23 protein-coding genes are annotated in these 23284 nt (G+C 71.9%); 11 read left to right on the top strand and 12 right to left on the bottom strand.

The window, feature by feature from the left end:
• Window positions 1-123: 123 nt before the first annotated feature.
• On the top strand, window positions 124-1515 hold the full coding sequence (locus MTO99_RS04830; protein ID WP_243557458.1) for an LLM class flavin-dependent oxidoreductase: 1392 nt from the start codon (window positions 124-126) through the stop codon (window positions 1513-1515).
• A gap of 33 nt (window positions 1516-1548) precedes the next feature.
• Here MTO99_RS04830 and MTO99_RS04835 read toward each other — a convergent pair whose 3' ends face one another.
• On the bottom strand, window positions 1549-3354 hold the full coding sequence (locus MTO99_RS04835; RefSeq protein ID WP_243557460.1) for a DEAD/DEAH box helicase: 1806 nt from the start codon (window positions 3352-3354) through the stop codon (window positions 1549-1551).
• Window positions 3355-3445: 91 nt separating this feature from the next.
• On the opposite strand from MTO99_RS04835, the gene MTO99_RS04840 reads away from it, so the two are divergent.
• Window positions 3446-4312 carry an SGNH/GDSL hydrolase family protein gene (locus MTO99_RS04840; protein ID WP_243557462.1) on the top strand — a complete coding sequence of 289 codons (867 nt, stop codon included), beginning with the start codon at window positions 3446-3448 and terminating at the stop codon, window positions 4310-4312.
• Here MTO99_RS04840 and MTO99_RS04845 read toward each other — a convergent pair.
• Both MTO99_RS04845 and MTO99_RS04850 read right to left on the bottom strand, forming a co-directional pair.
• The gene (locus MTO99_RS04845) at window positions 4306-5688 is read right to left on the bottom strand and encodes a D-alanyl-D-alanine carboxypeptidase family protein (protein ID WP_243557464.1); all 1383 of its coding nucleotides are present in this window, start codon (window positions 5686-5688) and stop codon (window positions 4306-4308) included. The two genes, MTO99_RS04840 and MTO99_RS04845, sit on opposite strands and share 7 nt — an antisense overlap.
• Before the next feature lie 10 nt (window positions 5689-5698).
• Complete coding sequence (locus MTO99_RS04850) at window positions 5699-6505, bottom strand: TrmH family RNA methyltransferase (RefSeq protein ID WP_243557466.1); 807 nt, start codon at window positions 6503-6505, stop codon at window positions 5699-5701.
• Between the two features lie 156 nt (window positions 6506-6661).
• Between MTO99_RS04850 and MTO99_RS04855 the strand changes: the two genes are divergently transcribed.
• Window positions 6662-7444, top strand: coding sequence for a Sir2 family NAD-dependent protein deacetylase (locus tag MTO99_RS04855; protein ID WP_243558952.1), 783 nt, complete (start codon window positions 6662-6664; stop codon window positions 7442-7444).
• A gap of 10 nt (window positions 7445-7454) precedes the next feature.
• Here MTO99_RS04855 and MTO99_RS04860 read toward each other — a convergent pair whose 3' ends face one another.
• Together MTO99_RS04860 and MTO99_RS04865 are read right to left on the bottom strand one after the other, a co-directional pair.
• Window positions 7455-8546: a glycosyltransferase family 4 protein gene (locus tag MTO99_RS04860; protein ID WP_243557468.1), complete on the bottom strand. Its 1092-nt coding sequence runs from the start codon at window positions 8544-8546 to the stop codon at window positions 7455-7457.
• Window positions 8543-9433 (bottom strand): alpha/beta fold hydrolase, encoded by an 891-nt coding sequence (locus MTO99_RS04865; RefSeq protein ID WP_243557470.1) that lies wholly within the window; start codon window positions 9431-9433, stop codon window positions 8543-8545. Before MTO99_RS04865 ends, MTO99_RS04860 begins: the two co-directional genes overlap by 4 nt.
• An 89-nt stretch (window positions 9434-9522) precedes the next feature.
• Here MTO99_RS04865 and MTO99_RS04870 point away from each other — a divergent pair, with 89 nt between their 5' ends.
• Window positions 9523-10221 (top strand): exonuclease domain-containing protein, encoded by a 699-nt coding sequence (locus MTO99_RS04870; protein WP_243557471.1) that lies wholly within the window; start codon window positions 9523-9525, stop codon window positions 10219-10221.
• A gap of 61 nt (window positions 10222-10282) precedes the next feature.
• Here MTO99_RS04870 and MTO99_RS04875 read toward each other — a convergent pair whose 3' ends face one another.
• The 3 genes from MTO99_RS04875 to glgA form a co-directional block, all read right to left on the bottom strand.
• The gene (locus tag MTO99_RS04875) at window positions 10283-10537 is read right to left on the bottom strand and encodes a type B 50S ribosomal protein L31 (RefSeq protein WP_243557473.1); all 255 of its coding nucleotides are present in this window, start codon (window positions 10535-10537) and stop codon (window positions 10283-10285) included.
• A gap of 127 nt (window positions 10538-10664) precedes the next feature.
• On the bottom strand, window positions 10665-11450 hold the full coding sequence (locus MTO99_RS04880) for an ABC transporter ATP-binding protein (protein WP_243557474.1): 786 nt from the start codon (window positions 11448-11450) through the stop codon (window positions 10665-10667).
• A gap of 43 nt (window positions 11451-11493) precedes the next feature.
• Complete coding sequence (gene glgA, locus MTO99_RS04885; RefSeq protein ID WP_243557476.1) at window positions 11494-12684, bottom strand: glycogen synthase; 1191 nt, start codon at window positions 12682-12684, stop codon at window positions 11494-11496.
• Between the two features lie 113 nt (window positions 12685-12797).
• Here glgA and glgC point away from each other — a divergent pair, with 113 nt between their 5' ends.
• The 3 genes from glgC (at window position 12798) to MTO99_RS04900 (ending at window position 15795) form a co-directional block, all read left to right on the top strand.
• The gene (gene glgC, locus MTO99_RS04890) at window positions 12798-14045 is read left to right on the top strand and encodes a glucose-1-phosphate adenylyltransferase (RefSeq protein ID WP_243557478.1); all 1248 of its coding nucleotides are present in this window, start codon (window positions 12798-12800) and stop codon (window positions 14043-14045) included.
• The gene (gene serB, locus MTO99_RS04895; RefSeq protein WP_243557480.1) at window positions 14042-14707 is read left to right on the top strand and encodes a phosphoserine phosphatase SerB; all 666 of its coding nucleotides are present in this window, start codon (window positions 14042-14044) and stop codon (window positions 14705-14707) included. Before glgC ends, serB begins: the two co-directional genes overlap by 4 nt.
• Before the next feature lie 107 nt (window positions 14708-14814).
• Window positions 14815-15795 (top strand): aldo/keto reductase, encoded by a 981-nt coding sequence (locus MTO99_RS04900; protein WP_243557482.1) that lies wholly within the window; start codon window positions 14815-14817, stop codon window positions 15793-15795.
• A 254-nt stretch (window positions 15796-16049) separates the two neighbouring features.
• Here the strand turns inward: MTO99_RS04900 and MTO99_RS04905 are convergent, their stop codons facing one another.
• Window positions 16050-16760 carry a beta-ketoacyl-ACP reductase gene (locus tag MTO99_RS04905; RefSeq protein ID WP_243557484.1) on the bottom strand — a complete coding sequence of 237 codons (711 nt, stop codon included), beginning with the start codon at window positions 16758-16760 and terminating at the stop codon, window positions 16050-16052.
• A gap of 132 nt (window positions 16761-16892) precedes the next feature.
• On the opposite strand from MTO99_RS04905, the gene MTO99_RS04910 reads away from it, so the two are divergent.
• The 3 genes from MTO99_RS04910 to MTO99_RS04920 are packed head-to-tail and all read left to right on the top strand — an operon-like array spanning window position 16893 to window position 18330.
• Window positions 16893-17270 (top strand): DUF3099 domain-containing protein, encoded by a 378-nt coding sequence (locus MTO99_RS04910; RefSeq protein ID WP_243557486.1) that lies wholly within the window; start codon window positions 16893-16895, stop codon window positions 17268-17270.
• Window positions 17267-17497, top strand: coding sequence for a hypothetical protein (locus tag MTO99_RS04915; protein WP_243557488.1), 231 nt, complete (start codon window positions 17267-17269; stop codon window positions 17495-17497). The genes MTO99_RS04910 and MTO99_RS04915 overlap by 4 nt, the downstream gene beginning before the upstream one ends.
• Entirely contained in the window at window positions 17494-18330 is an 837-nt protein-coding gene (locus MTO99_RS04920; protein ID WP_243557489.1) for an SURF1 family cytochrome oxidase biogenesis protein, read from the top strand. The genes MTO99_RS04915 and MTO99_RS04920 overlap by 4 nt, the downstream gene beginning before the upstream one ends.
• 21 nt (window positions 18331-18351) lie before the next feature.
• Here MTO99_RS04920 and MTO99_RS04925 read toward each other — a convergent pair whose 3' ends face one another.
• The 3 genes from MTO99_RS04925 to MTO99_RS04935 all read right to left on the bottom strand — a co-directional run bounded on the left by MTO99_RS04925 (window position 18352) and on the right by MTO99_RS04935 (window position 22026).
• Complete coding sequence (locus MTO99_RS04925; protein WP_243557491.1) at window positions 18352-19950, bottom strand: ABC-F family ATP-binding cassette domain-containing protein; 1599 nt, start codon at window positions 19948-19950, stop codon at window positions 18352-18354.
• Between the two features lie 210 nt (window positions 19951-20160).
• On the bottom strand, window positions 20161-20724 hold the full coding sequence (locus MTO99_RS04930; protein WP_243557493.1) for a YceI family protein: 564 nt from the start codon (window positions 20722-20724) through the stop codon (window positions 20161-20163).
• 108 nt (window positions 20725-20832) lie between these two features.
• Window positions 20833-22026 carry a glycoside hydrolase family 3 N-terminal domain-containing protein gene (locus MTO99_RS04935; protein WP_243557495.1) on the bottom strand — a complete coding sequence of 398 codons (1194 nt, stop codon included), beginning with the start codon at window positions 22024-22026 and terminating at the stop codon, window positions 20833-20835.
• 97 nt (window positions 22027-22123) lie between these two features.
• Between MTO99_RS04935 and MTO99_RS04940 the strand changes: the two genes are divergently transcribed.
• Entirely contained in the window at window positions 22124-23278 is a 1155-nt protein-coding gene (locus MTO99_RS04940) for an aggregation-promoting factor C-terminal-like domain-containing protein (protein WP_243557496.1), read from the top strand.
• Window positions 23279-23284: the final 6 nt, after the last annotated feature.

Genomic DNA, 23284 nt, shown 5'->3' on the forward strand with positions numbered 1-23284 from the left:
ACCCGGCCGAGCTCCGCCACCTGAGCGAAACATGGTTGCGCCGGATGACGTCGTGTGTCGCCCGCACCCACGGCGACGCCGTCCGCTCGGCCACGATGGCCGGGTTCAGGAAGGCGGTCCCGTATGTCCTCTCGTCCCATCCGCTTCAATGCGTTCGACATGAGCTGCGTCGGTCACATCTCCAGCGGGCTCTGGCGTCATCCCGCCGATCAGGCCCAGCGCTACACCGACATCTCGTACTGGACCGAGCTCGCGCAGTTGCTCGAACGGGGCCGATTCGACGGCATCTTCATCGCCGATGTGCTCGGCACGTACGACGTGTACGGCGGCACGGCCGAGGCCGCGATCAAGCACGGGTCGCAGGTGCCCGTGACCGACCCGCTGCTCGTCGTGTCGGCGATGGCGGCCGTGACCGAGCACCTCGGCTTCGGCGTGACCGCCGGCACCGCGTACGAGCATCCGTATCCGTTCGCCCGCCGCCTCTCGACGCTCGACCATCTCACCAAGGGTCGCGTCGGCTGGAACGTGGTGACCGGGTATCTGCCGAGCGCCGCGCGCAACATGGGTCACGACGACCAGGTCGAGCACGACCAGCGGTACGACATCGCCGACGAGTACCTCGAGGTGCTGTACAAGCTGTGGGAGGGGTCGTGGGAGGACGACGCGGTCGTGCGCGATCGCGAGTCGGGCGTCTTCACCGACCCGTCGAAGGTGCACGACATCGGTCACGATGGCACGCACTTCAAGGTGCCCGGCATCCACCTCGTCGAGCCGAGCCCGCAGCGCTCCCCCGTCATCTACCAGGCCGGCGCCTCCAAGCGCGGCATCGCGTTCGCGGCCGAGAACGCCGAGGCGATCTTCGTCGCCGCGCCCTCCAAGCGCACGGTCGCGTCGCAGGTGCGCCAGATCCGCGACGCCCTCGAGGCGGCGGGACGCGACCGGTACGCGGCGCGCATCTACGCCATGGCGACGGTGATCGTCGACGAGACCCCCGAGCAGGCCCGGGCGAAGGAGGCCGAGTACCTGGCGTACGCCGACGACGAGGCCGCACTCGTGCTGATGTCGGGCTGGATGGGCGCCGACCTCTCGCAGTACGACCTCGACGACCCGATCGGCGACGTGCAGAGCAACGCGATCCAGTCGCTCGTGACCTCGCTCAAAGAGGAGGCCGACGCGGGCGAGGAGTGGACCGTGCGCACGCTCGCGGAGCGCGGCAAGATCGGCGGATTCGGCACCCGCATCGTCGGCTCGGCGGAGGAGGTCGCCGACCAGCTCGAGGAATGGGTCGCCGAGACCGACATCGACGGCTTCAACCTGAGCTATGCGATCACGCCCGGCACCTTCGAGGACATCGTCGAGTTCGTCGTGCCCGAGCTGCAGCGCCGCGGCCGCTACCCGACCGAGTACGAGCCGGGCACGCTGCGCCAGAAGCTGCACGGCCGGGGCGACCGGCTCCCCGACGAGCACCGCGGAGCGCGGTACCGGGTGGGTCAGGCGGTCGGCGCCGAGGCCTGAGCCGGGCGGACGCGCCGGCGCCGCACCCGCCTCTCAGCGCCCGCCGAGCCGACGGCGCAGCAGGTCGATCCGCGCCTGCAACTGCGTGACCGTGGCGTGCGCCACGTCGGGCCCGCCGCAGACACGGCGCAGTTCGGCGTGCACCTGCGAGTGCGGCAGCCCCATCTGGCGGGCGTAGAGCCCGACCAGGCTGTTCAGCAGCGATCGCTGCTCTTTCAGGGTGCGGTACAGCGCCACCGGCTCGGCTGCGGCCGGCTCGTCGACGGCCTGTTTGCGCCGTTCGCCGGCGCGTCGGGCCTGACGCGCCTGCCGGTGCCGCAGCAATTCGGCGACCTGGTCGGGCTCCAGCAGCCCCGGGATGCCGATGAAGTCGAACTCCTCGTCGCTGCCGGGCTCGGCGAAGGTGCCGAAGTCGGTGCCGTCGAACACCACCCGGTCGAAGGTCGCGTCACTCGCGATCGCCTGCCAGGTGAACTCCCCCGCCTCGTCGCTCGCGCGCTCCTCGCGATTCGCGGCCTCGAGCAGACCGTCGTCGAGGCCCGGATCGTCGTCGCCGTCGCCGTCGCGCCGATCGAGGGCGTGGTCGCGCTCGCGCTCCAGCTCGCCGGCGAGCGCCATCAGCACGGGCACGTTCGGCAGGAACACGCTGGCCGTCTCGCCGCGGCGCCTGGCGCGCACGAACCGGCCGATCGCCTGGGCGAAGAACAACGGGGTCGCCGAGCTCGTGGCGTAGACGCCGACCGCGAGGCGCGGCACGTCGACGCCCTCGGACACCATGCGCACCGCCACCATCCACCGGCTCGTGCCGGCGGAGAACTCCTCGATGCGCGCCGACGCCTCCTTCTCGTCGGAGAGCACGACGGTGACGCGCTCGCCGCAGATCGACTGGAGGATCTCGGCGTAGGCGCGGGCGACGGTCTGGTCGGTGGCGATGACGAGCCCGCCGGCGTCGGGGATGGCCTGGCGTACCTCGGTGAGGCGACGGTCGGCGGCGCGCAGCACGGCGGGGATCCACTCGCCGGTGGGCTCGAGCGCGGTGCGCCACGCGGAGCTCGTGACATCCTTCGTGTTGTCTTCGCCGAGCTTGGCCTCCATCTCGTCGCCCGCCTTGGTGCGCCAGCGCATGTGCCCGGCGTAGACCATGAACAGCACGGGGCGCACGACGCCGTCGGCGAGCGCGCGGCCGTACCCGTAGTTGTAGTCGGTGCGCGAGACGCGCACCCCTTTGGCGTCGGGTTCGTACTGCACGAACGGGATGGGTGCGGTGTCGCTGCGGAACGGCGTGCCCGTGAGCGAGAGCCGTTTCTCGGCCGGTTCGAAGGCTTCGCGGATGGCGTCGCCCCACGAGAGCGTGTCGCCGCCGTGGTGCACTTCGTCGAGGATGACGAGGGTGCGCCCCGAGAGGGTGAGCTCGCGGTGCAGCGCGGGGCGGATCGCGACCTGCGCGTAGGTGACGGCGACGCCGTGGTAGTGGCGCGCGGTGCGCCCGTGGGCGTTGCGGAACCCCGGGTCGAGCCGGATGCCGACCCGGGCGGCCGCGTCGGCCCACTGCCGCTTCAGGTGGTCGGTCGGGGCGACCACGGTGATGCGGTCGATGAGGTGGCGGGCGCGCAGTTCGGCGGCGATGCGCAGCGCGAAGGTGGTCTTGCCGGCGCCGGGCGTCGCGGCCGCGAGGAAGTCGCGAGGCAGTTCGTCGAGGTACTGCTCGAGGGCCTCGGCCTGCCAGGCGCGCAGCTTCGAGGCGGTGCCCCAGGGCGCGCGGGCCGGGAAGGCGGGTGAGAGGTGTTCAGCGGCTGAGGTGCCCGGCAGGTGGTTGCCGGAGGGGGTCGCTGTGCTCACTTCACAGCACTGTAGACCACCCCGCCGACACGCTCGCGCGTCCGTCCGCGCGCGGGCGCGTCGCATCCGATGGTCGTTGCAGAATGGAGGGATGGTCACCCAGCAGCATCCCTGGTCCCGCTACGTCGCGATCGGCGACTCCTTCACCGAGGGCATCGGCGATCCCGAGCCGAACGTGCCCGGCGGCCACCGAGGCTGGGCCGACCGCGTCGCCGAGGTGCTGTCGCGCGGCACCGAGGACTTCGCGTATGCGAATCTCGCCGTGCGCGGCAAGCTCATCCAGCAGATCATCGACGAACAGGTGGAGCCCGCGGTCGAGCTGCGCCCCGATCTGATCACGATCTCGGCGGGCGGCAACGACGTGATCCGCCCCGGCACCGACCCCGACGAGATCTCGGCCCGGTTCGAGTACGCGATCGAACGGCTGAGCCGCGATCACGCGACGATCGTGCTGTTCACCGGGGTCGACGTCGGGTTCTCCCCGGTGTTCCGGGGCATCCGCGGCAAAGTCGCGATCTACAACGAGAACCTGCGCGCGATCGCCGCGAAGTACGACTGCGTCGTCGCCGACCAGTGGGCACTGAGCGAGATCCAGGACCAGCGCTTCTGGGCGCCCGACCGGCTGCACCTGAACTCGCTCGGTCACCACACCGTGGCGCGCATGGTGCTCGCCGCGCTCAACGTCGAGAACGACCTCGAGCCCTCCACGCCCGAGCCGCTGCCCGACGTCAGCTGGCGGCAGGCGCGCGTCGAAGACCTCGCCTGGGCGCGCGAGTACCTGGTGCCGTGGGTGCTGCGACGCATCCGGCACCAGTCGTCGGGCGATTTCGTGACCGCGAAACGGCCCACCGCCGGGCCGTACGCCGACGCGAGCGAAGAGGCGGTCGCAAGCCAGGCGGCCCGCGGATCCGACGCCGGCGGCACCGCTGACCCGGTCGACGGAGCCGGCGCTCAGTAGCCGGCCGGTGCCGCGGACCCGCTCGGGCGCGGGCGGATGCTCTCTGCCGCGGCGAGCTCGTCGGGGTGCGTGAGCCGCCACCAGTCCCCCGGGTCGACGAGTTCGCCGTCGAGCACGAGCGGCACGGTCACGGTCGTCTCACCGGCTCGCACGATCGCAGTGCCCACCTGCTGGCCGTTGACGGCGGTCGCGAGCGAATCGGCCGTCACCTCCACTTCGACGGGCGTGTCGCTCCAGACCACGACGGATGCCCCGTCGGCCGCACGTGCGACCGCGGTGTCCCCCCACGGCTGCGTGTACGAGGCGAGCTCCTGCCCCGCCGTGAGCGCGGCGACCTCGTGGAATCCGGCGGCGACGCTGTCGAGCATGGCCCCGATCGCCTCGTCGAGCACGGCATGGGTCTCGCCGCCGAGCACGACGCCGACGACCGTGACGGTCGTGGAGCCGACCGGATAGTCCGCCGAGAACAGCAGGTTGGCCGCGTCGTCGGTGGTGCCGGTCTTGATGCCGTCCACACCGTGGGTGCCGAGCATCTTGTTCGAGTTCTGCACGGTGCCGACGCCGGGGATCTCGGCGGTCTGCATCGCCACGATCTCGGCGAGCACGGGGTTCTCGAGTGCGAGCACGCCGAGCTGCACCAGGTCGGTCGGGGTGGACGTGTTCAGCAGCGACAGGCCCGACGCATCGGCGACGGTGGTGTGCACGAGGCCGTGGGCGTCCAGCCACGCGCGGGCCGCATCGACGAGCCCCTGTTCGGACCCGAACGCCCAGTTCGACAGTGAGATCGCGTAGTTGTTGCCCGACGGCAGCAGCATCGTCTCGAGCGACTGCTTCAGGGTCAGCGACGAGCCTGCGGGCACCGGCGCGACCGAGCCGTTCTGCGCGACCATGTCCCAGTAGATGTCCACGTCGGTGTCGGTGTACTCGATCGACGGCCCCTCCTCACCGGGCGCGACGGGGTGCTGGTCGAGGATGACGAGCGCGGTGATGATCTTCGTGATGCTCGCACTCGGCAGCGGCGTCTGATCGGCGCTCTGCGCGAGCGGCCCGGGGAACCCCACCGCCGAGATCGCCCACGTGCCGAACGAGGGCCCGACGACCGGTTGCGCCGGCGCGACCACCGGGTCGGGCTGCGCGACCGCGGCGCTCGCGGCCGGCAGCGGCGCGTTCAGCGCGTTCGAGACGGAGACTCCGCCCCACACGCCCAGCCCGATCACGACGAGCAGGATCGCCGCGGCGACCGTGCGCCGGCGGCGGTACATCCGACGGCGGCGTGCGGCTGCAAGCAGCCGCGCCGCTTCGACGTCGTCGTCGAGCGGTCGGCGGTCGCTCGAGAGTGCCGACCCGGCCGGCGGGCTGGTGGTGGGGCGTGACATCCGTTGCAGCCTAACCGTCGACGGCCAGCGCGTAGAGCACCACCGCCGCGCTCGCCGCGACATTCAGGGAGTCCACGCCGCGTGCCATCGGGATGGTCACCACCTGGTCGGCCGCGCCCAGCGCGTGCCGGCTCAGCCCGTCGCCCTCGGCGCCGAAGACCAGGGCGAGCCGGTCGGGCGCCTCGTCGGCGAGCGCCCGGAGCGGCACCGCGTCGTCGGCGAGCGCGAGGGCGCAGATGCGGAACCCGTGGTCGTGCAGCAGCGGCACGGCGTCGCCCCAGCCGGGCAGCCGCGTCCACGGCACCTGGAAGACGGTGCCCATGCTGACCCGGACACTGCGCCGGTAGAGCGGGTCGGCGCAGCGTTCCGAGACGAGCACCGCGTCCGCCCCGAGCGCGGCGACGCTGCGGAAGATGGCGCCGACGTTGGTGTGGTCGACGATGTCCTCGAGCACCACGACGCGGCGGGCGTGCCGCAGCAGGTCTGCGGGGTCGGGCAGGGCGGGCCGCTCGAACGCGGCGAGGGCGCCGCGGTGCACCCGGTACCCGGTGATCGCCTCCAACTGGGCCGGGTCGGCGAGGTGCACGGGCACATCGAACGGGGCGAGCACCGGCTCCAGCGCGGGCAGCCACTTCTCCTCGGTCAGCACCGACCGGGGCCGGTGACCCGCTGCGACGGCGCGGGTGATCACCTTCGCCGACTCGGCGATGTACAGCCCTCGTTCGGCTTCGACGCGGCTGCGCAGCGCCACGTCGGTGAGCGCCGCGTAGTCGGCGACGGCGTCGGATGCCGCGTCCGCGACCCGTTCGATGTGCATGGATGTCCCTCCGATGCTCCAGCCTGCCAGTCGGCGAAACATTCCGGAAAAGCGCTGCGTTTACTATCGTGACGCTGTCGAAGGAGGCTCGACGTGACCACTGCGATCCCGGTGCAGGCTGCACCCGACGAACTGCTCAGCGATGCGATCGACGTGATGCGGGGTGCCCGGGTGGCGGTGCTGACGGGTGCCGGCGTGAGCACCGATTCCGGTATCCCCGACTATCGGGGCGAGGGCGCCCCCGTGCGCACGCCCATGACGATCCAGACGTTCCTGGCCACCGAGCACGCGCGCAAGCGGTACTGGGCGGGCAGCCACCTGGGGTGGCGCAACTTCCGGTCGGCTCGGCCGAACCGGGGCCACCTGGCGCTCGCCGAGCTCGAGGCGGGCGGTGTGGTCAGCGGTGTGGTGACGCAGAACGTCGACGGGCTGCACCGTCGCGCCGGCAGCCGTCGGGTGGTCGAGCTGCACGGCGCCATGGACCGGGTCGTGTGCCTGCGGTGCGGGCAGGTGTACGCGCGGCACGCCATCGCCGACCGGCTGACCGCGCTCAACCCCGACATCGATCTGGGGCAGTCGATCCGGCTGGCGCCCGACGGCGACGTCGAGGTCGACGATGTCGACGCGATGCGACTGCCGACGTGCACCGTCTGCGGGGGCATCCTGAAGCCCGACGTGGTGTTCTTCGGCGAGTTCGTGCCCGCGGAGACGTTCGAGGCCGCAGCCTCGGTGGTGTCGGGCAGCGACGTGCTGCTGGTGGCCGGTTCGTCGCTGGTGGTGAACTCGGGCATGCGCCTGATCGAGCTCGCGCGTCGACGGCGGATGCCGATCGTGGTCGTGAACCGGGGCATCACGAAGGGCGACAGCCGCGCCGCGGTGAAGCTCGATGCGGGTGCGAGCGAGGTGCTCGACCGGATGGCGACCGAGCTCCTCGGGTGACGGGACGGCCTCAGCGCCGCCGTCGCCGGTGCCGGGTCGCGGCGACCGTCTCGTGCATGAGCTCGAGCAGCCGCTCGGCCGACCGCGCCCACGTGTAGCGCGACGCGACCTCGATCGAGGCGGCTGATCGCCGCTCCCACTCCCCCTCGGTCTCGAGGCGGGCGAGGGCGGCGACCAGCGATGCCGGGTCGGCCGGGTCGAAGAACACGGCCGCGTCGCCGCCGATCTCGCGGAAGATGGGGATGTCGCCGACCACGACCGGGGTGCCGACCCGCATCGCCTCGACGAGGGGGATGCCGAAGCCCTCGGCGCGCGACGCGTGCACGAGGGCCGTCGCGCCGGTCAGCAGCTCCGCGTACTCGGCGTCGGTGACGCCGTCGTGGAACACGAGCCGCGCCTTCGGTGCGACCCGGGTGAGCCGGGCCCGCTCGGCGTCGGAGATGCGGCTGCACAGATGCAGCTCGTGGTCGGGCAGCACGCCCACCGCGCGCACCAGCGTGTCGACGTTCTTGTACGGCATGTACGAGCCCATGTACACGAGCCGGTGGCCGCTCGGGCGGCTCCGCGGCACCGGCGGCGCGGGCAGGTCGTCGGCGGCGTTCGGCACGACGGTGACGGGACGCTTCGTGAGTCGATGCTCGCGGATGAGGCCGGCCGTGGTCTCCGACACGGTGACGACGGCGTCGGCACGGTTCAGCAGCACCCGCTGCGGCCACCACGCGAGGTGGTAGAGCCGCCAGAGCACCCGCACGGGCCAGGGCAGATCGCGCGGCGGCGTGCGGTTCTCGTAGTAGATCAGGTCGTGCAGGGTGAGCAGCAGCGCGTAGTCGCGCCCCCACGAACCCATCGTCTGCATCGGCGAGAACACGACGTCGGGGCGCAGCCGTCGCACCTGACGTGCGACGAACGGCTCGCGCGGGCTGGTCGGCCCGCTGACGAGCTGCCACGGCAGGTCGGGCAGCAGGTCGAGCTGCCGGTGGTCGTTGATCAGCATGGTGACCGGATGCCGCTTCGCGAGTTCGCCCACGATGCCGGCGGTGAACCGGCTGATGCCGTCGTGCTGCCCGATGCGCGTGTACCGGCAGTCGACGACGACCCTCACGCCGCCGCCCCGTCGCCGAGGAACCGCCCGATGTGCGCGGCCGCCTCGGCCGGCGCCTCGTAGTGGATGAGATGGCCGACGTCGCGGATCACCTCGAGCGAGGCATCCGGGAACCGCTCGACCAACCGGTGCTGCGCCTCGATCGGGGTGATGTCGTCGCGATCGGCGGCGACGAGCAGCGTCGGCACGCCGATGCGGGGCGCGTACTCGCGCACGTCGTGGCTCACCGACGCGCGGAACGCCTCGAGCACCGCGTCGCGATCGGCGAACGCCGAGAAGTACCGGTCGTGCTGATCGTGGATGAACCGCCGCAACGGCTTCTCGCGGGTCTTCGCCATCGTCACGCTCATGACCCGCACGATCGCGCCGTTGCGCAGCAGCGCGAACCCGGCGCGCTCGGGCAGCGCTGCGGCCGCGCGATAGTAGCCGACCGCGAGCCGGGTCATCACCCCGCGCGGGCCCTCGAGCGCCGGCGCGCCGATCGGGTTCACGAGCACCAGCCGGCGCGGCGCCAGCCCGTCGGCGACGGCCGCCGCGGCGACGATCGAGCCGAACGAGTGACCGAGCAGGTCGAAGCCGTCGGCCAGGTCGAGCCCGTCCACGAACGCCCGCAACCAGGCCGTGTACCCGTCGATGTCGTGCACGCGCTCGAGCGGAGCGGACGCGCCGAACCCCGGCAGGTCGGGCGAGATCACCCGGAAGCCGGGCAGATGCGCCACGATCGGCTCGAGCCCGTGGTGATCGCCGCGGAACCCGTGCACCAGCACCAGCGCCGGTGCGGCCGGGTCGCCGTACTCCCACCACGCGGTCTCGGTGCCGAGCACGCTCGACCGGTGCATCCGCACCGGGATACGTGCGAGCGGGGCGGCGTAGGGCGACGGGATCATCCCGTTCAGTGTACGGCGGAGCCCCCTGAACGAGCGCCGTACGGCGGGCCGCGACGGCCGTGACGGTGGTCGCGGATACCGTGAACGGCATGAACCCGAATTCAGCAGGCTGGGCCGAACGGCTCGCCGTCTTCGACCTCGAGACCACCGGCATCGATGTCGACGTGTGCCGCATCGTGACGGCCCACGTCGGGGTGATCGGGCCCGCCGGCGAGGTGCTCGAACAGCGGCGCTGGCTCGTCGATCCCGGCGTCGAGATCCCCACCGCCGCCACCCTGATCCACGGCATCTCGACCGAGCGAGCACGCGCCGAGGGCGCCCCCGCGGTCGTCGCGGTGGCCGAGATCATCGCGGCGCTCGCCGACGCGGCTGCGCGCGGCCTGCCGATCGTCGCGTACAACGCCGCCTACGACCTCACGGTGCTCGCCCGCGAGGCCGAACGGTACGGCCACGCGCCGCTGGCCGGGCCGCCGCCCGTCGTCGACCCGCTCGTCATCGACAAGGCCGTCGACCGGTACCGGCGAGGCAAGCGCACCCTCACGGCTGCGGCCGCGCACTACGGCGTCGAGCTCGTCGATGCCCACGACGCCGGGGCCGACGCGGTCGCAGCCGGCCGGGTCGCCCAGGCGATCGCGCGGGCCTACCCCGAGGTGGCGTCGATCCCCGTCGACGAACTGCACACCCTGCAGGTCGGCTGGTGCCGCGACCAGGCCGCGAGCTACCAGGCGTGGCGCCGTGCGAACGGCGAACCCGAGTTCGTCGCGGTCGGCGCGTGGCCGCTGCGCTGAAGCCCGGGCGGGCACGACGACGGGGCGGGCGACATCGTCGCCCGCCCCGTCGTCGAACGGCTTACTTGGAGCCGCCGAAGCCCTTGAAGCGCTGGTTGAACTTCTCGACGCGACCGGCCGAGTCGAGGATGCGCTGCTTGCCCGTGTAGAACGGGTGCGACTCGCTCGAGATCTCGACGTCGATCACCGGGTAGGTGACACCGTCGAGCTCGATGGTCTTGTCGCTCGTCGCGGTCGAACGCGTGAGGAACGTGGCACCCGACGCGAGGTCGCGGAAGACGATCGCGTTGTACTCGGGGTGGATGTCGGTCTTCATGAAGACTTCCTTGCTGATCGGAATATGCGATGGGGAAAACCCGCCCTGCTGCGGCGCGGCGCGCGGGAAGACGAGGTGGCCCACGGGCCAGCTATCGAGTCTAGCAGAATCGACGCTTCGACGCCGGTCAGGCCGCGCGTGCGGCGAACCGGCCGTTCGACTCGCTGAGCTCGATCGGCAGGCCGAACGTCGCGGTGAGGTGCTCGGCCGTGAGCGCCTCGGCGAACGGGCCGGCAGCCTGGATCTTGCCGTCCGCGAGCAGCAGTGCGTGCGTGAAGCCCTGCGGGATCTCCTCGACATGATGCGTGACCATGACGATCGCGGGCGACGCACCCGACGAGGCGTACCCGCCGAGCAGCCCGACGAGCTCCTCGCGGGCACCGAGGTCGAGGCTCGCGGCCGGCTCGTCGAGCAGCAGCAGCTCGGGATCGGTCATCACCGACCGGGCGATCTGCACGCGCTTCTGCTCGCCGTCGGACAGGCTGCCGAAACGGCGGTCGGCGAACTGCTCGAGGCCCCACTCCTTCAGCACCCGCTGGGCACGACGAAGGTCGATCTCCTCGTACTCCTCGTTCCACCGGCCGGTGACCGAGTAGGCGGCGGTGAGCACGACGTCGAGCACCGTCTCGTTGCGCGGGATCTTGCGCGCCATCGCGGTGGAGGCGAAGCCGATCATGGGGCGCAGCTCGAACACGTCGACCTTGCCGAGCGCTTCGGCGAGCACCTCGGCCTCACCCGTCGTGGGGTGCATCGCGGCGGCCGCGATCTGCAGGAGCGTGGTCTTGCCGGCGCCGTTCGGGCCGAGGATCACCCAGCGCTCGTCGCTGGCGACGGTCCAGTCGATCCCGTCGAGGATCGTGTTGCCGTCTCGGACCACCGACACATCGCGGAACTGCAGAACCGTGCTCGCCATACGTCCATGCTATCCGGGCGTCACAGCCCCGCCGTGCACGTCGTCAGCCGCGGGCGAGCACCCGCTCGTACACCTCGACGGTGCGGTCGGCGATCGACGTCCACGCGAAACGCTCCTCGGCGCGCCGGCGACCCGCCGCACCCAGCGCCGCCGCCCGCCCGGAGTCGGAGACGACGGCGGTCAGCGTCTCGGCCAGATCCGCGATGAACCGGTCGGGGTCGACCGGCGTGCCCGTGCCGTCGTCGACCTGCTCGATCGGCACCAGCACCCCCGTGACGCCGTCGTCGACGACCTCGGGGATGCCGCCCGTCGCGGTGCCCACCACGGGCGCGCCGCACGCCATCGCCTCGAGGTTCACGATGCCGAGCGGTTCGTACACCGACGGGCACACGAACGTCGTCGCCGCGGTGAGCAGCGCCGTCAGCTCGGGGCGCGGCAGGTGCCGGTCGATCCACACCACGCCGTCGCGCTCCGCCGCGAGCTCGGCGACGAGGCCCGTGACCTCCGCCATGATCTCGGGAGTGTCGGGCGCGCCCGCACACAGGACGAGCTGGACGCCAGGCGGAAGCAACCGCGCCGCGCGCAGCAGATACGGCAGCCCCTTCTGCCGGGTGATCCGCCCCACGAACACGATCGAGGGCCGATCGGGGTCCACGCCGAGCGCCCGCACCGCGTCGGGGTCGGGATTCGGCGCCCAGTCGTCGAGGTCGATGCCGTTGTAGACCACCTCGACCCGATCGGGGTCGATGCCCGGATAAGCGCGCAGGATGTCACGACGCATGCCGGCACTCACCGCGATCACCGCGTCCGCCTCCTCGAACGCGGTGCGCTCGGCCCACGACGAGACCCGATAGCCGCCGCCCAACTGCTCCGCCTTCCACGGCCGCAGCGGCTCCAGACTGTGCGCGGTGACCACGTGCGGGATCCCGTGCAGCCGCTTCGCGGTGGCGCCGGCGAAGTTCGCATACCACGTGTGCGAATGCACCACGTCGGCGCCCGAGGCATCCTGCGCCATCTCGAGGTCGACGCCCAGCGTCGCGATCGCCGCGTTCGCCTCGGCGAGGCCCGCCGGAGTCGCGTAGGCGACCGTGCCCGCCTCGTCGCGCGGAGCGCCGAAGCAGCGCACCCGCACGTCGATGCTGCGCCGCAGCGCACGCACCAGCTCGCCGACGTGCACGCCGGCGCCTCCGTAGACCTCGGGCGGGTACTCACGGGTGAGCAGGTCGACGCGCATGCCCACACGGTAGCGCAGCGGACCACCCGATGCGCCGCGAGCAGGAGCGCGGCGTGCGTCACGACGTGTCGATCCCTGCCGTGCGCGACGCCCCGCCTGACTACGCTGGGAGCATGGCATCGCGCAAGGTCTTCGGCATCGTCCTCGCCGGCGGAGAAGGCAAACGACTCATGCCCCTGACCGAAGACCGCGCCAAGCCCGCGGTGCCGTTCGGCGGGCAGTACCGGCTCATCGACTTCGCGCTGTCGAACCTGCTCAACTCGGGCCTGCGGCAGATCGTCGTGCTCACGCAGTACAAGTCGCACTCCCTCGACCGCCACGTCTCGCAGACCTGGCGACTGAGCGGGCTGCTGAACTCCTACGTCGCCTCGGTGCCGGCGCAGCAGCGACTCGGCAAGCGCTGGTTCTCGGGCTCGGCCGACGCGATCCTGCAGAGCCTCAACCTGATCTACGACGAGAAGCCCGACATCATCGTGGTCGTCGGCGCCGACCACGTGTACCGCATGGACTTCAGCCAGATGATCGACGCCCACGTCGCATCGGGTGCCGAGGCCACGGTCGCCGCGATCCGCCAGCCCATCTCGCTCGCGAACCAGTTCGGCGTCATCGACGTCGACCCGAAGCGTCCCGACCGCATCCGGCAATTCCTCGAGAAGCCGAACGACCCGGTCGGCCTGCCCGACTCCCCCGACGAGGTGTTCGCGTCGATGGGCAACTACGTCTTCGACGCCGACGCGCTCGTGGACTCCGTGCTCCGCGACGGCGAGCAGACCTCGTCGAGCCACGACATGGGCGGCGACATCATCCCGTCATTCGTCGCCCGCGGCGCGGCCGGCGTCTACGACCTGCAGCGCAACGACGTGCCCGGCGCGACCGACCGCGACCGGTACTACTGGCGCGACGTCGGAACCCTCGACAGCTACTACGAAGCCCATCAAGACCTGATCTCGGTGCTGCCGGTGTTCAACCTCTACAACCGCGAGTGGCCGATCTTCTCGCAGCAGCTGAACTCGCCGCCGGCGAAGGTGACCCGCGACGCGCGCGGCGCCCTCGGCACCGTGATCGACTCGATCGTCTCGCTCGGTTCGGTGATCTCGGGTGCGCACATCGAACGCAGTGTGCTCGGCCCGTGGTCAGTCGTCGGCTCCGGGGCGCACGTGGTCGACTCGATCCTGTTCGACCGCGCCCGCATCGACGAAGGCGCCCACGTGAAGCGCGCCATCCTCGACAAAGAGGTGGTGGTCGAGGCGGGTGCCGAGATCGGCGTCGACCGCGCCGCCGACCTCGCGCGCGGATTCATCGTGACCGACAGCGGACTCACCGTGGTCGGCAAGGGCTCACGCGTCCGGGCGCGCGCGTGAACGCCGCAGTCGCCGCCGGCACGGCCGGCCCGCTCGTCGTGCTCGACGCCGATTCGACGCTGATCCGCGAGGAGGCGATCGAACTGCTCGCCGACGCGGCCGGTTCGCTCGAGCTGGTCGCGGCGGTCACCGAGCGGGCGATGCGCGGCGAACTCGATTTCGCGCAGAGCCTGCGCGAGCGGGTGGCCACGCTCGCCGGTCTGGATGCCTCGATCTTCGCGCAGGTGCGCGCGCGCATGACCCCGACCGATGGCGTGCAGGAACTCATCGACACCGTGCACCGTGCGGGCGGGCGCGTCGGCGTGGTCTCCGGCGGCTTCCACGAACTCCTCGACCCGCTCGCCGAACGCCTCGGCCTCGACTTCTGCCGGGCGAACCGGCTCGAGCTCGATGCATCCGGCCGTCTCACCGGTCGTGTGGACGGGCCGATCGTCGACGCCGAAGCCAAGGCGGCCGCGCTTCTCGAGTGGGCAGAGTTGGCGGGCATCCCCCGCCATCGCACCATCGCCGTCGGCGACGGCGCGAACGATCTGCGCATGCTCGCGACCGCCGCGCTCGGCATCGCCTTCTGTGCGAAACCGGTCGTGCGCGCGCAAGCGGATGTCGCGATCAATCGCCCCGATCTCTCGCAGGTGCTCGCGCTGGCCGGCCTGCGAGGCTGAGCTGCGGCATCCGGATTCGTTCGCCCTGCGCCGCTCGGACGGCATGCTCGCCGGTCACAGCGGCGGCCCGCATCCGGTCTGAGTGTGGTGACGGAAGGATCCATCTCATGCAGCAACGACAGCTCGGCGACGGCCTGCGCGTCTCGGCCATCGGCCTCGGCGCGATGGGCATGAGCGCCTACTACGGCCCCAGCGACGAGCAGGAGTCGATCGCGACCCTACGGCACGCCGTCGACTCGGGCGTCACCTTCATCGACACCGCCGAGGCCTACGGCCCGTTCGCCAACGAGCGACTCATCGGGCGAGCCCTGAAGGGGCGCTTCGACGAGATCACGATCGCGACGAAGGCGTCGGCCGAGACGGACGACGACGGCACGATCCACGGTCGCAACGGCACCCCCGCCTACATCAAACGAGCCGCCGAGCGCTCGCTGCGACATCTCGGCACCGACGTGATCGACCTCTACTACCTGCACCGGGCCGACCCGGCCGTGCCCATCGAGGAGAGCGTGGGCGCGATGGCCGAACTCGTGCAGGAGGGCAAGGTGCGCCACCTCGGCCTCTCCGAGGTGGCGGCGCCGACCATGCGCCGGGCCCACGCGGTGCATCCGATCGCCGCGGTGCAGTCCGAGTTCTCGCTCTTCGCACGCGACATCCTCGACAACGGCGAGAAGGCGACCGCCGACCAGCTCGGCATCGGGTTCGTGGCGTTCTCGCCGCTCGGTCGCGGCGTGCTCAGCGACGGCATCCGCAGCCTCGACGACCTCGCGCCCGACGACGACCGGCGATACCTGCCGCGCTTCCAGCCCGACGCGTTCGCCGCGAACCGACGGCTCGTCGACCGGATCGAGTCGATCGCCGCGGAGCTCGATGCGACCGTCGCGCAGGTCGCGCTCGCGTGGGTGCTGTCGGAGGGGGTCGTCCCGATCCCCGGCACGCGGCATCGGGCGCGACTCGACGAGAACGCCGGGGCGGCGCGGATCACCCTCGACGAGATCACCCGACGTCGCCTCGCCGACGCGTTCCCGCCGGCCGAGATCATCGGCTCGCGCGACGGCATCGACGCGCCGGCCGGCGTCGACCGTTGACCTTCGCCGCGCCGGCAGCGCCGGTCCGTCGCGCCCGTCCGTCGCGCCCGTCCGTCCAGCCCGTCCCGCCCGTCCGTCCCGCCGGTTCATCTCATCCTCTGCGCCAGTTCGGCGGCGTCCGCGCCACTCCGACTGGCGCACAGCACGCCGAACTGGCGCAGAGCGGGTGAGTGCCCATGCCGGGCGGGCGCCCATACCGGGCGGGCGCCCATGCCGGGCGCGCGCCGAACGCCGGGCGAGTGCCCGACGCCGGGTCAGTGCCCCATGCCGAGGCCGCCGTCGACGGGGATCACGGCGCCCGAGATGTAGGCGGCGTCGTCCCCCGCGACCCAGGCGACGACGCGCGCGACCTCCTGCGGCGACGCGAACCGCCCCGCGGGGATGCTCTTCCGGTACTCGGCCTGCTGCGCTTCGGGCAGCGCGTCGGTCATGTCCGTCTCGATGAACCCGGGTGCGACGACGTTCGCGGTGATGCCGCGCGCGGCGAGCTCGCGGGTGAGTGAACGGGCCATGCCGACGAGGCCGGCCTTCGACGCCGAGTAGTTCACCTGGCCCGCCGACCCGTACAGCCCGACCACGCTCGAGATCAGCACGATGCGCCCGTACCGCGCCTTCAGCATGCCCTTCGACGCCCGCTTGACGACCCGGAACGCCCCGGTGAGGTTCGTGTCGATCACCGAGGTGAACTCGTCCTCGCTCATCCGCAGCAGCAGGGTGTCGCGGGTGATGCCGGCGTTCGCCACGACGACCTCGACCGGCCCGAGCTCGGCCTCGATCTCGGTGAAGGCGCGGTCGATCGATTCGGCGTCGGTCACGTCGGCACGCACCGTCAGCGCGCCCGCCGGACCTTCGCCCGAGCGGGCGGTGACGGCGACGCGGTGACCCTGCGCCAGGAACTCCTCGGCGATCGCGTACCCGATCCCGCGGTTGCCTCCGGTCACCAGCACGGTGCGGCTCGTCGTCATCTGCCAGGCTCCAGTCTCTCGGTTCGGCCTCCCAGTGTAGGGGGTGGTCGCCTGGCCCCGAGCGGGCGATGTCGCGCTCGGATGGACGTAGGCTTGAGCGGAAGGAGAGCCGCGCCCACGCGCGGCGAGCACATGAAGTCGCAGCACACGATCACCTCGCTGCCGCCCTCCCCCGATGAGGAGCGTCGCGCGCGCATGGTGAAGTACACGATCGCGATGTCCATCCGCGTCGTGTGCATCGTGCTCATGCTGTTCGTGCAGGGCTGGTGGCTGGTCGTGTGCGCGGCCGGGGCCATCTTCCTGCCGTACATCGCGGTCGTCCTCGCCAACGTCGGAACCCAGCGCGGCGGCGAGGTCGCGGCGCCGACGCTCGCCCTCACCGCCGGCGGCGCGGACGACCTGCGCGACGACGTGCGCGACCCCGCCGGCTCCGATCCGCGCCCGGCGCACCACGCGTCCGGCTCGGGTGCCGGCTCGGGCTCGGGTCACGACGCCGGAGCCGCGCGGTGATCGGGCTGCCGGGCTCGGTTCCGGCGGCGGGCACCTGCTCACGGGCCGGATGCTCCGCCGCAGCGACCTGGCGCATCGACTGGCGGAACCCCCGCATCCACACCGGCGACCGCCACAAGACCTGGCTCGCCTGCGACGAGCACGTCGACTACCTGCGCGAGTTCCTGTCGGCTCGCTCGTTCCCGGTCGGCGTCTCGGCGTTCGACCCCGAGGACGCCGGCGCATGAACGAGTGGACATTCCTGCGGTCGGGGCGTTGGGCCGGCTATCTCGCGCTCGTGGTCGTCTTCGCGATCGCGTGCAGTGCGCTCGGCGTCTGGCAGCTCAATCGCCGCGCCGAGGCGCTCACCGAGGTGGCGCGCATCGACGCGAACTACGACGGCGCGACGATGCCGGTCGCCGACGCGCTCCCCGAGCTCGACGGCTTCGACCCCGATCGGCGCTGGCAGAAGGTGGAGTTGTCGGGCGAGTATCTGCCCGACGACGAAGTGCTCGTGCGCAACCGCCCGTACCAGGGCAGTTCGGGGTACGAGGTGGTCACCCCGTTCCGCCTCGACGACGGCACGGTGTTCTTCGTCGACCGGGGGTGGGTCCCGCAGGCCGAGGACGGCGGACCCGACGGGTACGCCCCGGCGCCCACCGGGCACGTGGAACAGGTGGCCCGGCTGAAGGCCGGCGAACCGCGCATCGCGGGGCGCACGACCGTCGGCGACGAGGTCGCGACCATCGATCTCGACGAGCTGAGCGAGCGCGTCGGCGAGCCGGGCTACACCGGCGCGTACGGGCTGCTCGTGCACGAGACATCCGCCCGTGACGAAGCTCCGCTCGCCGCGCTGCGGCCCGAACGCGACGAGGGTCCGCATCTGTCGTACGCACTGCAGTGGTTCGTCTTCGCACTGCTCGCGTTCATCGGGCTCGGCTGGGCGGCGAACCAGGAGCGCAAGGGTCTCGCCGCTGCATCCGCACCTGATCGGAGCCCCGAACGCGAACCGAAGCCGAAGCGCGAGCCGCGAGTGCGCAGCGACGCCGACGTCGAGGACGAGATCCTCGACCGGCGTTAGCCGCGGCGACGCCGCGCCGTGTCAGGCCAGTTCGATGAGCTCCTGATACTCGGCCGACCAGTGGTCTTCCACCCCGTCGGGCAGGATCAGCACGCGCTCGGGGTTCAACGCCTCGACCGCACCGGGGTCGTGCGAGACGAGCACGACGGCGCCCTCGAAGTGGGACAGCGCGTCGAGGATCTCGTCGCGGCTCGCGGGGTCGAGGTTGTTCGTCGGCTCGTCGAGCAGCAGCACATTGGCCCCTGAGACGACGATCATCGCGAGCGCGAGCCGGGTCTTCTCGCCGCCCGAGAGCACGCCGGCGGGCTTGTGCACGTCGTCGCCGGTGAACAGGAACGAGCCGAGCACCTTGCGCGCCTCGGTCTCGGTGAGGTTCGGCGAGGCCGACACCATGTTCTGCAGCACGGTGCGCTTCACGTCGAGCGTCTCGTGCTCCTGCGCGAAGTAGCCGATGCGCAGCCCGTGGCCGGGTTCGACGAGGCCGGTGTCGGGCGCGTCGACGCCGGCGAGGATGCGCAGCAGCGTGGTCTTGCCGGCGCCGTTCAGCCCGATCACGACGACCTTCGAGCCGCGGTCGATCGCGAGGTCGACGGCGGTGAAGATCTCGAGCGACCCGTACGACTTCGACAGGTCGCTCGCGGACAGCGGCGTGCGACCGCACGGGGCGGGGGTCGGGAACCGCAGCTTCGCGACCCGGTCGACCGCGCGCACCTCCTCGAGGCCCGACAGCAGCTTCTCGGCGCGCGCGACCATCTGGTGCGCGGCCGCCGCCTTCGAGGCCTTCGCCCCGAAGCGGGCCGCCTGCTGCTGCAGCGCCGACGCCTTCTTCTCGGCGTTGGCGCGCTCCTTGCGGCGGCGCTCCTCGTCGGCGGCGCGCTGGCGCAGGTAGTGCTTCCAGCCCATGTTGTACTGGTCGATCACCGAGCGGTTCGCGTCGAGGTAGAACACCCGGTTCACGACCTCGCCGACGAGCTCGACGTCGTGCGAGATGACGATGACCCCGCCCTTGTAGTTCTTCAGGAACTCGCGCAGCCAGACCACCGAGTCGGCGTCGAGGTGGTTCGTCGGCTCGTCGAGGATCATCGTGTCGGCGTCGCTGAACAGGATGCGCGCGAGCTCGATGCGTCGTCGCTGACCGCCCGACAGGGTCTTCAGCGGCTGGTCGAGGATGCGGTCGGGCAGGTTGAGGTTCGAGGCGATCGACGCGGCCTCGGCTTCGGCGGCGTACCCGCCGAGGGCGGTGAAGCGGTCGGTGAGGTTGCCGTACTTCTTCATCGCCTTCGCTGCGACGGCCGGGTCGTCGCTGCCCATCAGCTCGGATGCCTCGCGCATGCCGATCACGAGCGAGCCCAGGCCGCGCGCGTCGAGGATCCGCGTGCGAGCGAGCATCTCGGGGTCGCCGCTGCGCGGATCCTGCGGCAGGTAGCCGATCTCACCCGAGCGGTCGATACGGCCGGCCGTCGGCAGGGTCTCGCCGGCGAGGGTCTTGGTGAGCGTGGTCTTGCCGGCGCCGTTGCGCCCGACGAGGCCGATCTTGTCGCCTGCGGAAACTCGGAAGGACACGTGCTCCATGAGCAGGCGCGCGCCGACGCGGATCTCGAGATCGTGGACGGCGAGCACGGTGATTCCTCCGAAACGGGGTGGATGGGGCGGGACGGGTCCGCGGGTGCCGAGCGGCACAGCCTCCCAGTCTATCCGTCGGAGTCGGCCCCGGCGTCGCGACGCGGGTCGGAGCATCCGACCGGCGACCTCGGGACGGACGGCGACGGGTCGGATGCCACGGCGTTCGCCGTGGCATCCGACCCGTCGCGACGCGCGACGCGCGACGCGTTACTGCTGGAGCGCGGCCTGCAGCTCGAGCGTGATGGTGACCTGGTCGCCGAGCAGCATGCCACCGGTCTCGAGGGCGGCGTTGTAGGTGAGGCCGAACTCCTCGCGGTTGATGACGGTCTTCGCGCTGGCGCCGGCCTTGTAGTTGCCGTACGGGTCGCCGCCGAAGCCGCCGAAGTCGAAGTCGAAGGTCACCGGCTTGGTGACGCCCTTGATGGTGAGGTCGCCGTCGACCTTGAAGTCGCCGTCGACGACGCGCACGCCGGTCGAGACGAAGTCGATGGTCGGGAACTCGTCGGCCGAGAAGAAGTCGCCGGTGCGGAGGTGGCCGTCGCGGTTGGGCTCGTTGGTGTTGATCGAGGCGACCTCGGCCGACGCGGTGACGCTCGACTCGAGCGGGTCCTCGGCGGTGACGAAGGTGGCCTGGAAGCGCTCGAACTTGCCCTTGACCTTGCTGATCATGAGGTGTCGGATGCTGAAGCCGACCTCGCTGTGGGTGGGGTCGATGACCCAGGTGCCAGCGCGGTAGCCGGGGATCTCGATGGTCGAGGCGGTGGTCGTCATATCCGGATGTCTCCAAGTCGTGCGTTCGGTCATGGGAGACGCTCGGATGCGGCCGCGAAGTCGCGGTTCGCCGAGCGTCATCTATTCGAACGTATGGACCACCCCGAGTTATTCCGGATTCGCCGGATCGGATGCGACCGCGGTCCGCCGCAGGGCGAGCACCTGCGCGGCGGCCTCGTCGAGTCTGGCCTGCGGCAGCCGGCCCGAGCGCACCGCATCGGCGATCGCGGCCGCCAGGCCCGGCACCGAGATGCCGAACTCGGCCGGATCCGCGGGCAGCGCGTAGAGCAGCAGGTCGGCGCCCGCCGCGACCGCGCGCACCGCGTTCTCGTTCGGATCGGCGTACTCGGGCAGCCCGTTGTGCTGCAGCATGAGCAGGTCGTCCGTGACGACGACGCCCTCGAACCCGAGGTCCTCGCGCAGGATCTCATGCCACCTCGGCGACAGCGACGCGGGCGCGGCGTCGATGGCGGGATACACCAGGTGCCCGGTCATCACGAGCTCGGCGCCCGCGTCGACGCCGGCCTGGAAGGGCAACGCCGGACCCGACCGCCAGTCGTCGAACGCGAGCGGTGCCGTCGGCACGCTCGAATGCGAGTCGCCCGGTGCCGCCCCGTGGCCCGGGAAGTGCTTGAGGGTGCTGGCCACTGTGCCGTGCTCGCCCGTCACCGCCGCGGCGACGCGGTCGGCCGCCGAACGCGGATCGGTGCCGAGCACGCGCTCGAAGATGAACGAGCCGGGATCGTCGGTCACGTCGGCGACGATCCCGAAGTTCACATCCACCCCGGATGCTTCGAGCAGCGCCGCACGCTGGGCGAACGCGTCCTGCGTCGCCTGAGGCGGGGCGGCACGCAGATCCTCGGCGCCCGGCAACGCGTCCCACGGCAGCCGGGTCACGATGCCGCCCTCCTCATCGATCGCGATGAGCGCGCGGGCCTCGGGGTCGACCTGCACGGCCGCGGTGAGCGAAGCGAGTTCGGCGGGAGTGGCCGGCATGTTGTCGCCCATGAGGATGAGCCCCGCGGTGCCCTGCTCGACGAACGCGCGCATGGGCGCCGGGTCGACGCCCGGGACGTGGCCCATGATGAGGCTCGCCGCCTTCTGCTCCAGCGTCATGCTCTCGAGCCGCGCATCGACCCACGCGGTGAGCGGGTCGATCGTCGGCGTGGGGCTGGGCGGCACCGACCTGGGCGGCGACGGAGTCGTCGTGATCGCGTCGCCTGCGGACGCGCAGCCGCCCGAGACGATCGCCAGCGCGGTTCCGACGACCGCGGCGAGGAGGCGGACGCGGGTTCGTGGCACGTGCACCGAGTGTACGCTGCGTGTCCCTCCCGGGGCCCGCGCGGGGCGTGGGTAGACTCGCCGCGCCCGACCGGACCGACCGGGCGGAGGAGGCGGGATGAGGGCGAGACGGGCGCACCGGGCGACCGCGGCGTTGGCCGCGATCGCCACCGCCGTCGCGCTCTCGCTGGCGTGGCCGTCGCTCGCCGCCGCCGACGAGTACCCGTCCTGGGACGAGGTCGAGGCCGCCAAGGCCGACGTCGCGTCACGCGAGAGCGAGGCGAACCGGATCGAGGCGCTCATCGGCGACCTCGAGGCGGAGGCCGGACGCCTCGGCGACGCCGCGGTCGCCGCCGCTGCCGAGAGCCGCGACGCCGACGAGGCGCACCGGACGGCGACCGCGCGCGCCGCAGCCCTGCACGCTCGCGCCGACGCCGCCCAGCAGGCCGCCGACGCGTCGGCGGGCCGGTTCGCGCGCGTCGCCGCGCTGCTCTCGCGGGATGGCGGCGTCGCCCCCACGCTGCGGCTGCTGCTGCGGACCGGTGCCGACCGGCCCACCGGGCGGAGCGACCAACTGCTCTCCGACCTCGGCCGCACCACCCGGCTGGCCGACCTGAACGCGGCCGCCGCGGCCCGTGCCGCAGCTGGTCGCGCCACGGCGGCGGCACTGACCGCACAGGCGGACGTCGCAGCATCCGAACGGGATCGGCTCGCCCGCGAGGCCGCCGACCGCGCCGCGGCCGCGCAGGCCGCGCACGAGGCGGCCGAAGCCCGCGTCCTCGAGCAGCGCGCCACCGTCCAGACCCTGTACGAGCAACTCGCGAGCCTGCGCGATCGCACCGCCGACCTCGAGCGGCGGTATCGCATCGGCGAGCAGGCACGAGCCGAAGCCGCCGCACGCGAGGCGGCCGCCGCAGCCGCCAACGCCGGCCTGTCGACCGCTCCCCCGCCGCCGGGCGTCGTGGTCGACCCCGCCGCGGCCAAGGCGTACGCCCGTCAGGCGATCGGAGCGTACGGCTGGGGCGACGGCGAGTTCCGCTGTCTCGAGCTGCTGTGGACGCGCGAGTCCAGCTGGCGCGCCGACGCCTACAACGCGTCGAGCGGCGCCTACGGCATCCCGCAGTCCCTGCCCGGAGCGAAGATGGCCTCGGCCGGCGACGACTGGCGCACCAACGCGAACACCCAGATCAACTGGGGCCTCGCCTACATCTCTGCGCGGTACGGAGCGCCGTGCAGCGCCTGGGCGCACTCCGAAGCCGTCAACTGGTACTGACGGGCG

The sequence above is a fragment of the Agromyces larvae genome (genome assembly GCF_022811705.1).
In the GTDB taxonomy this organism is placed as follows: domain Bacteria; phylum Actinomycetota; class Actinomycetes; order Actinomycetales; family Microbacteriaceae; genus Agromyces; species Agromyces larvae.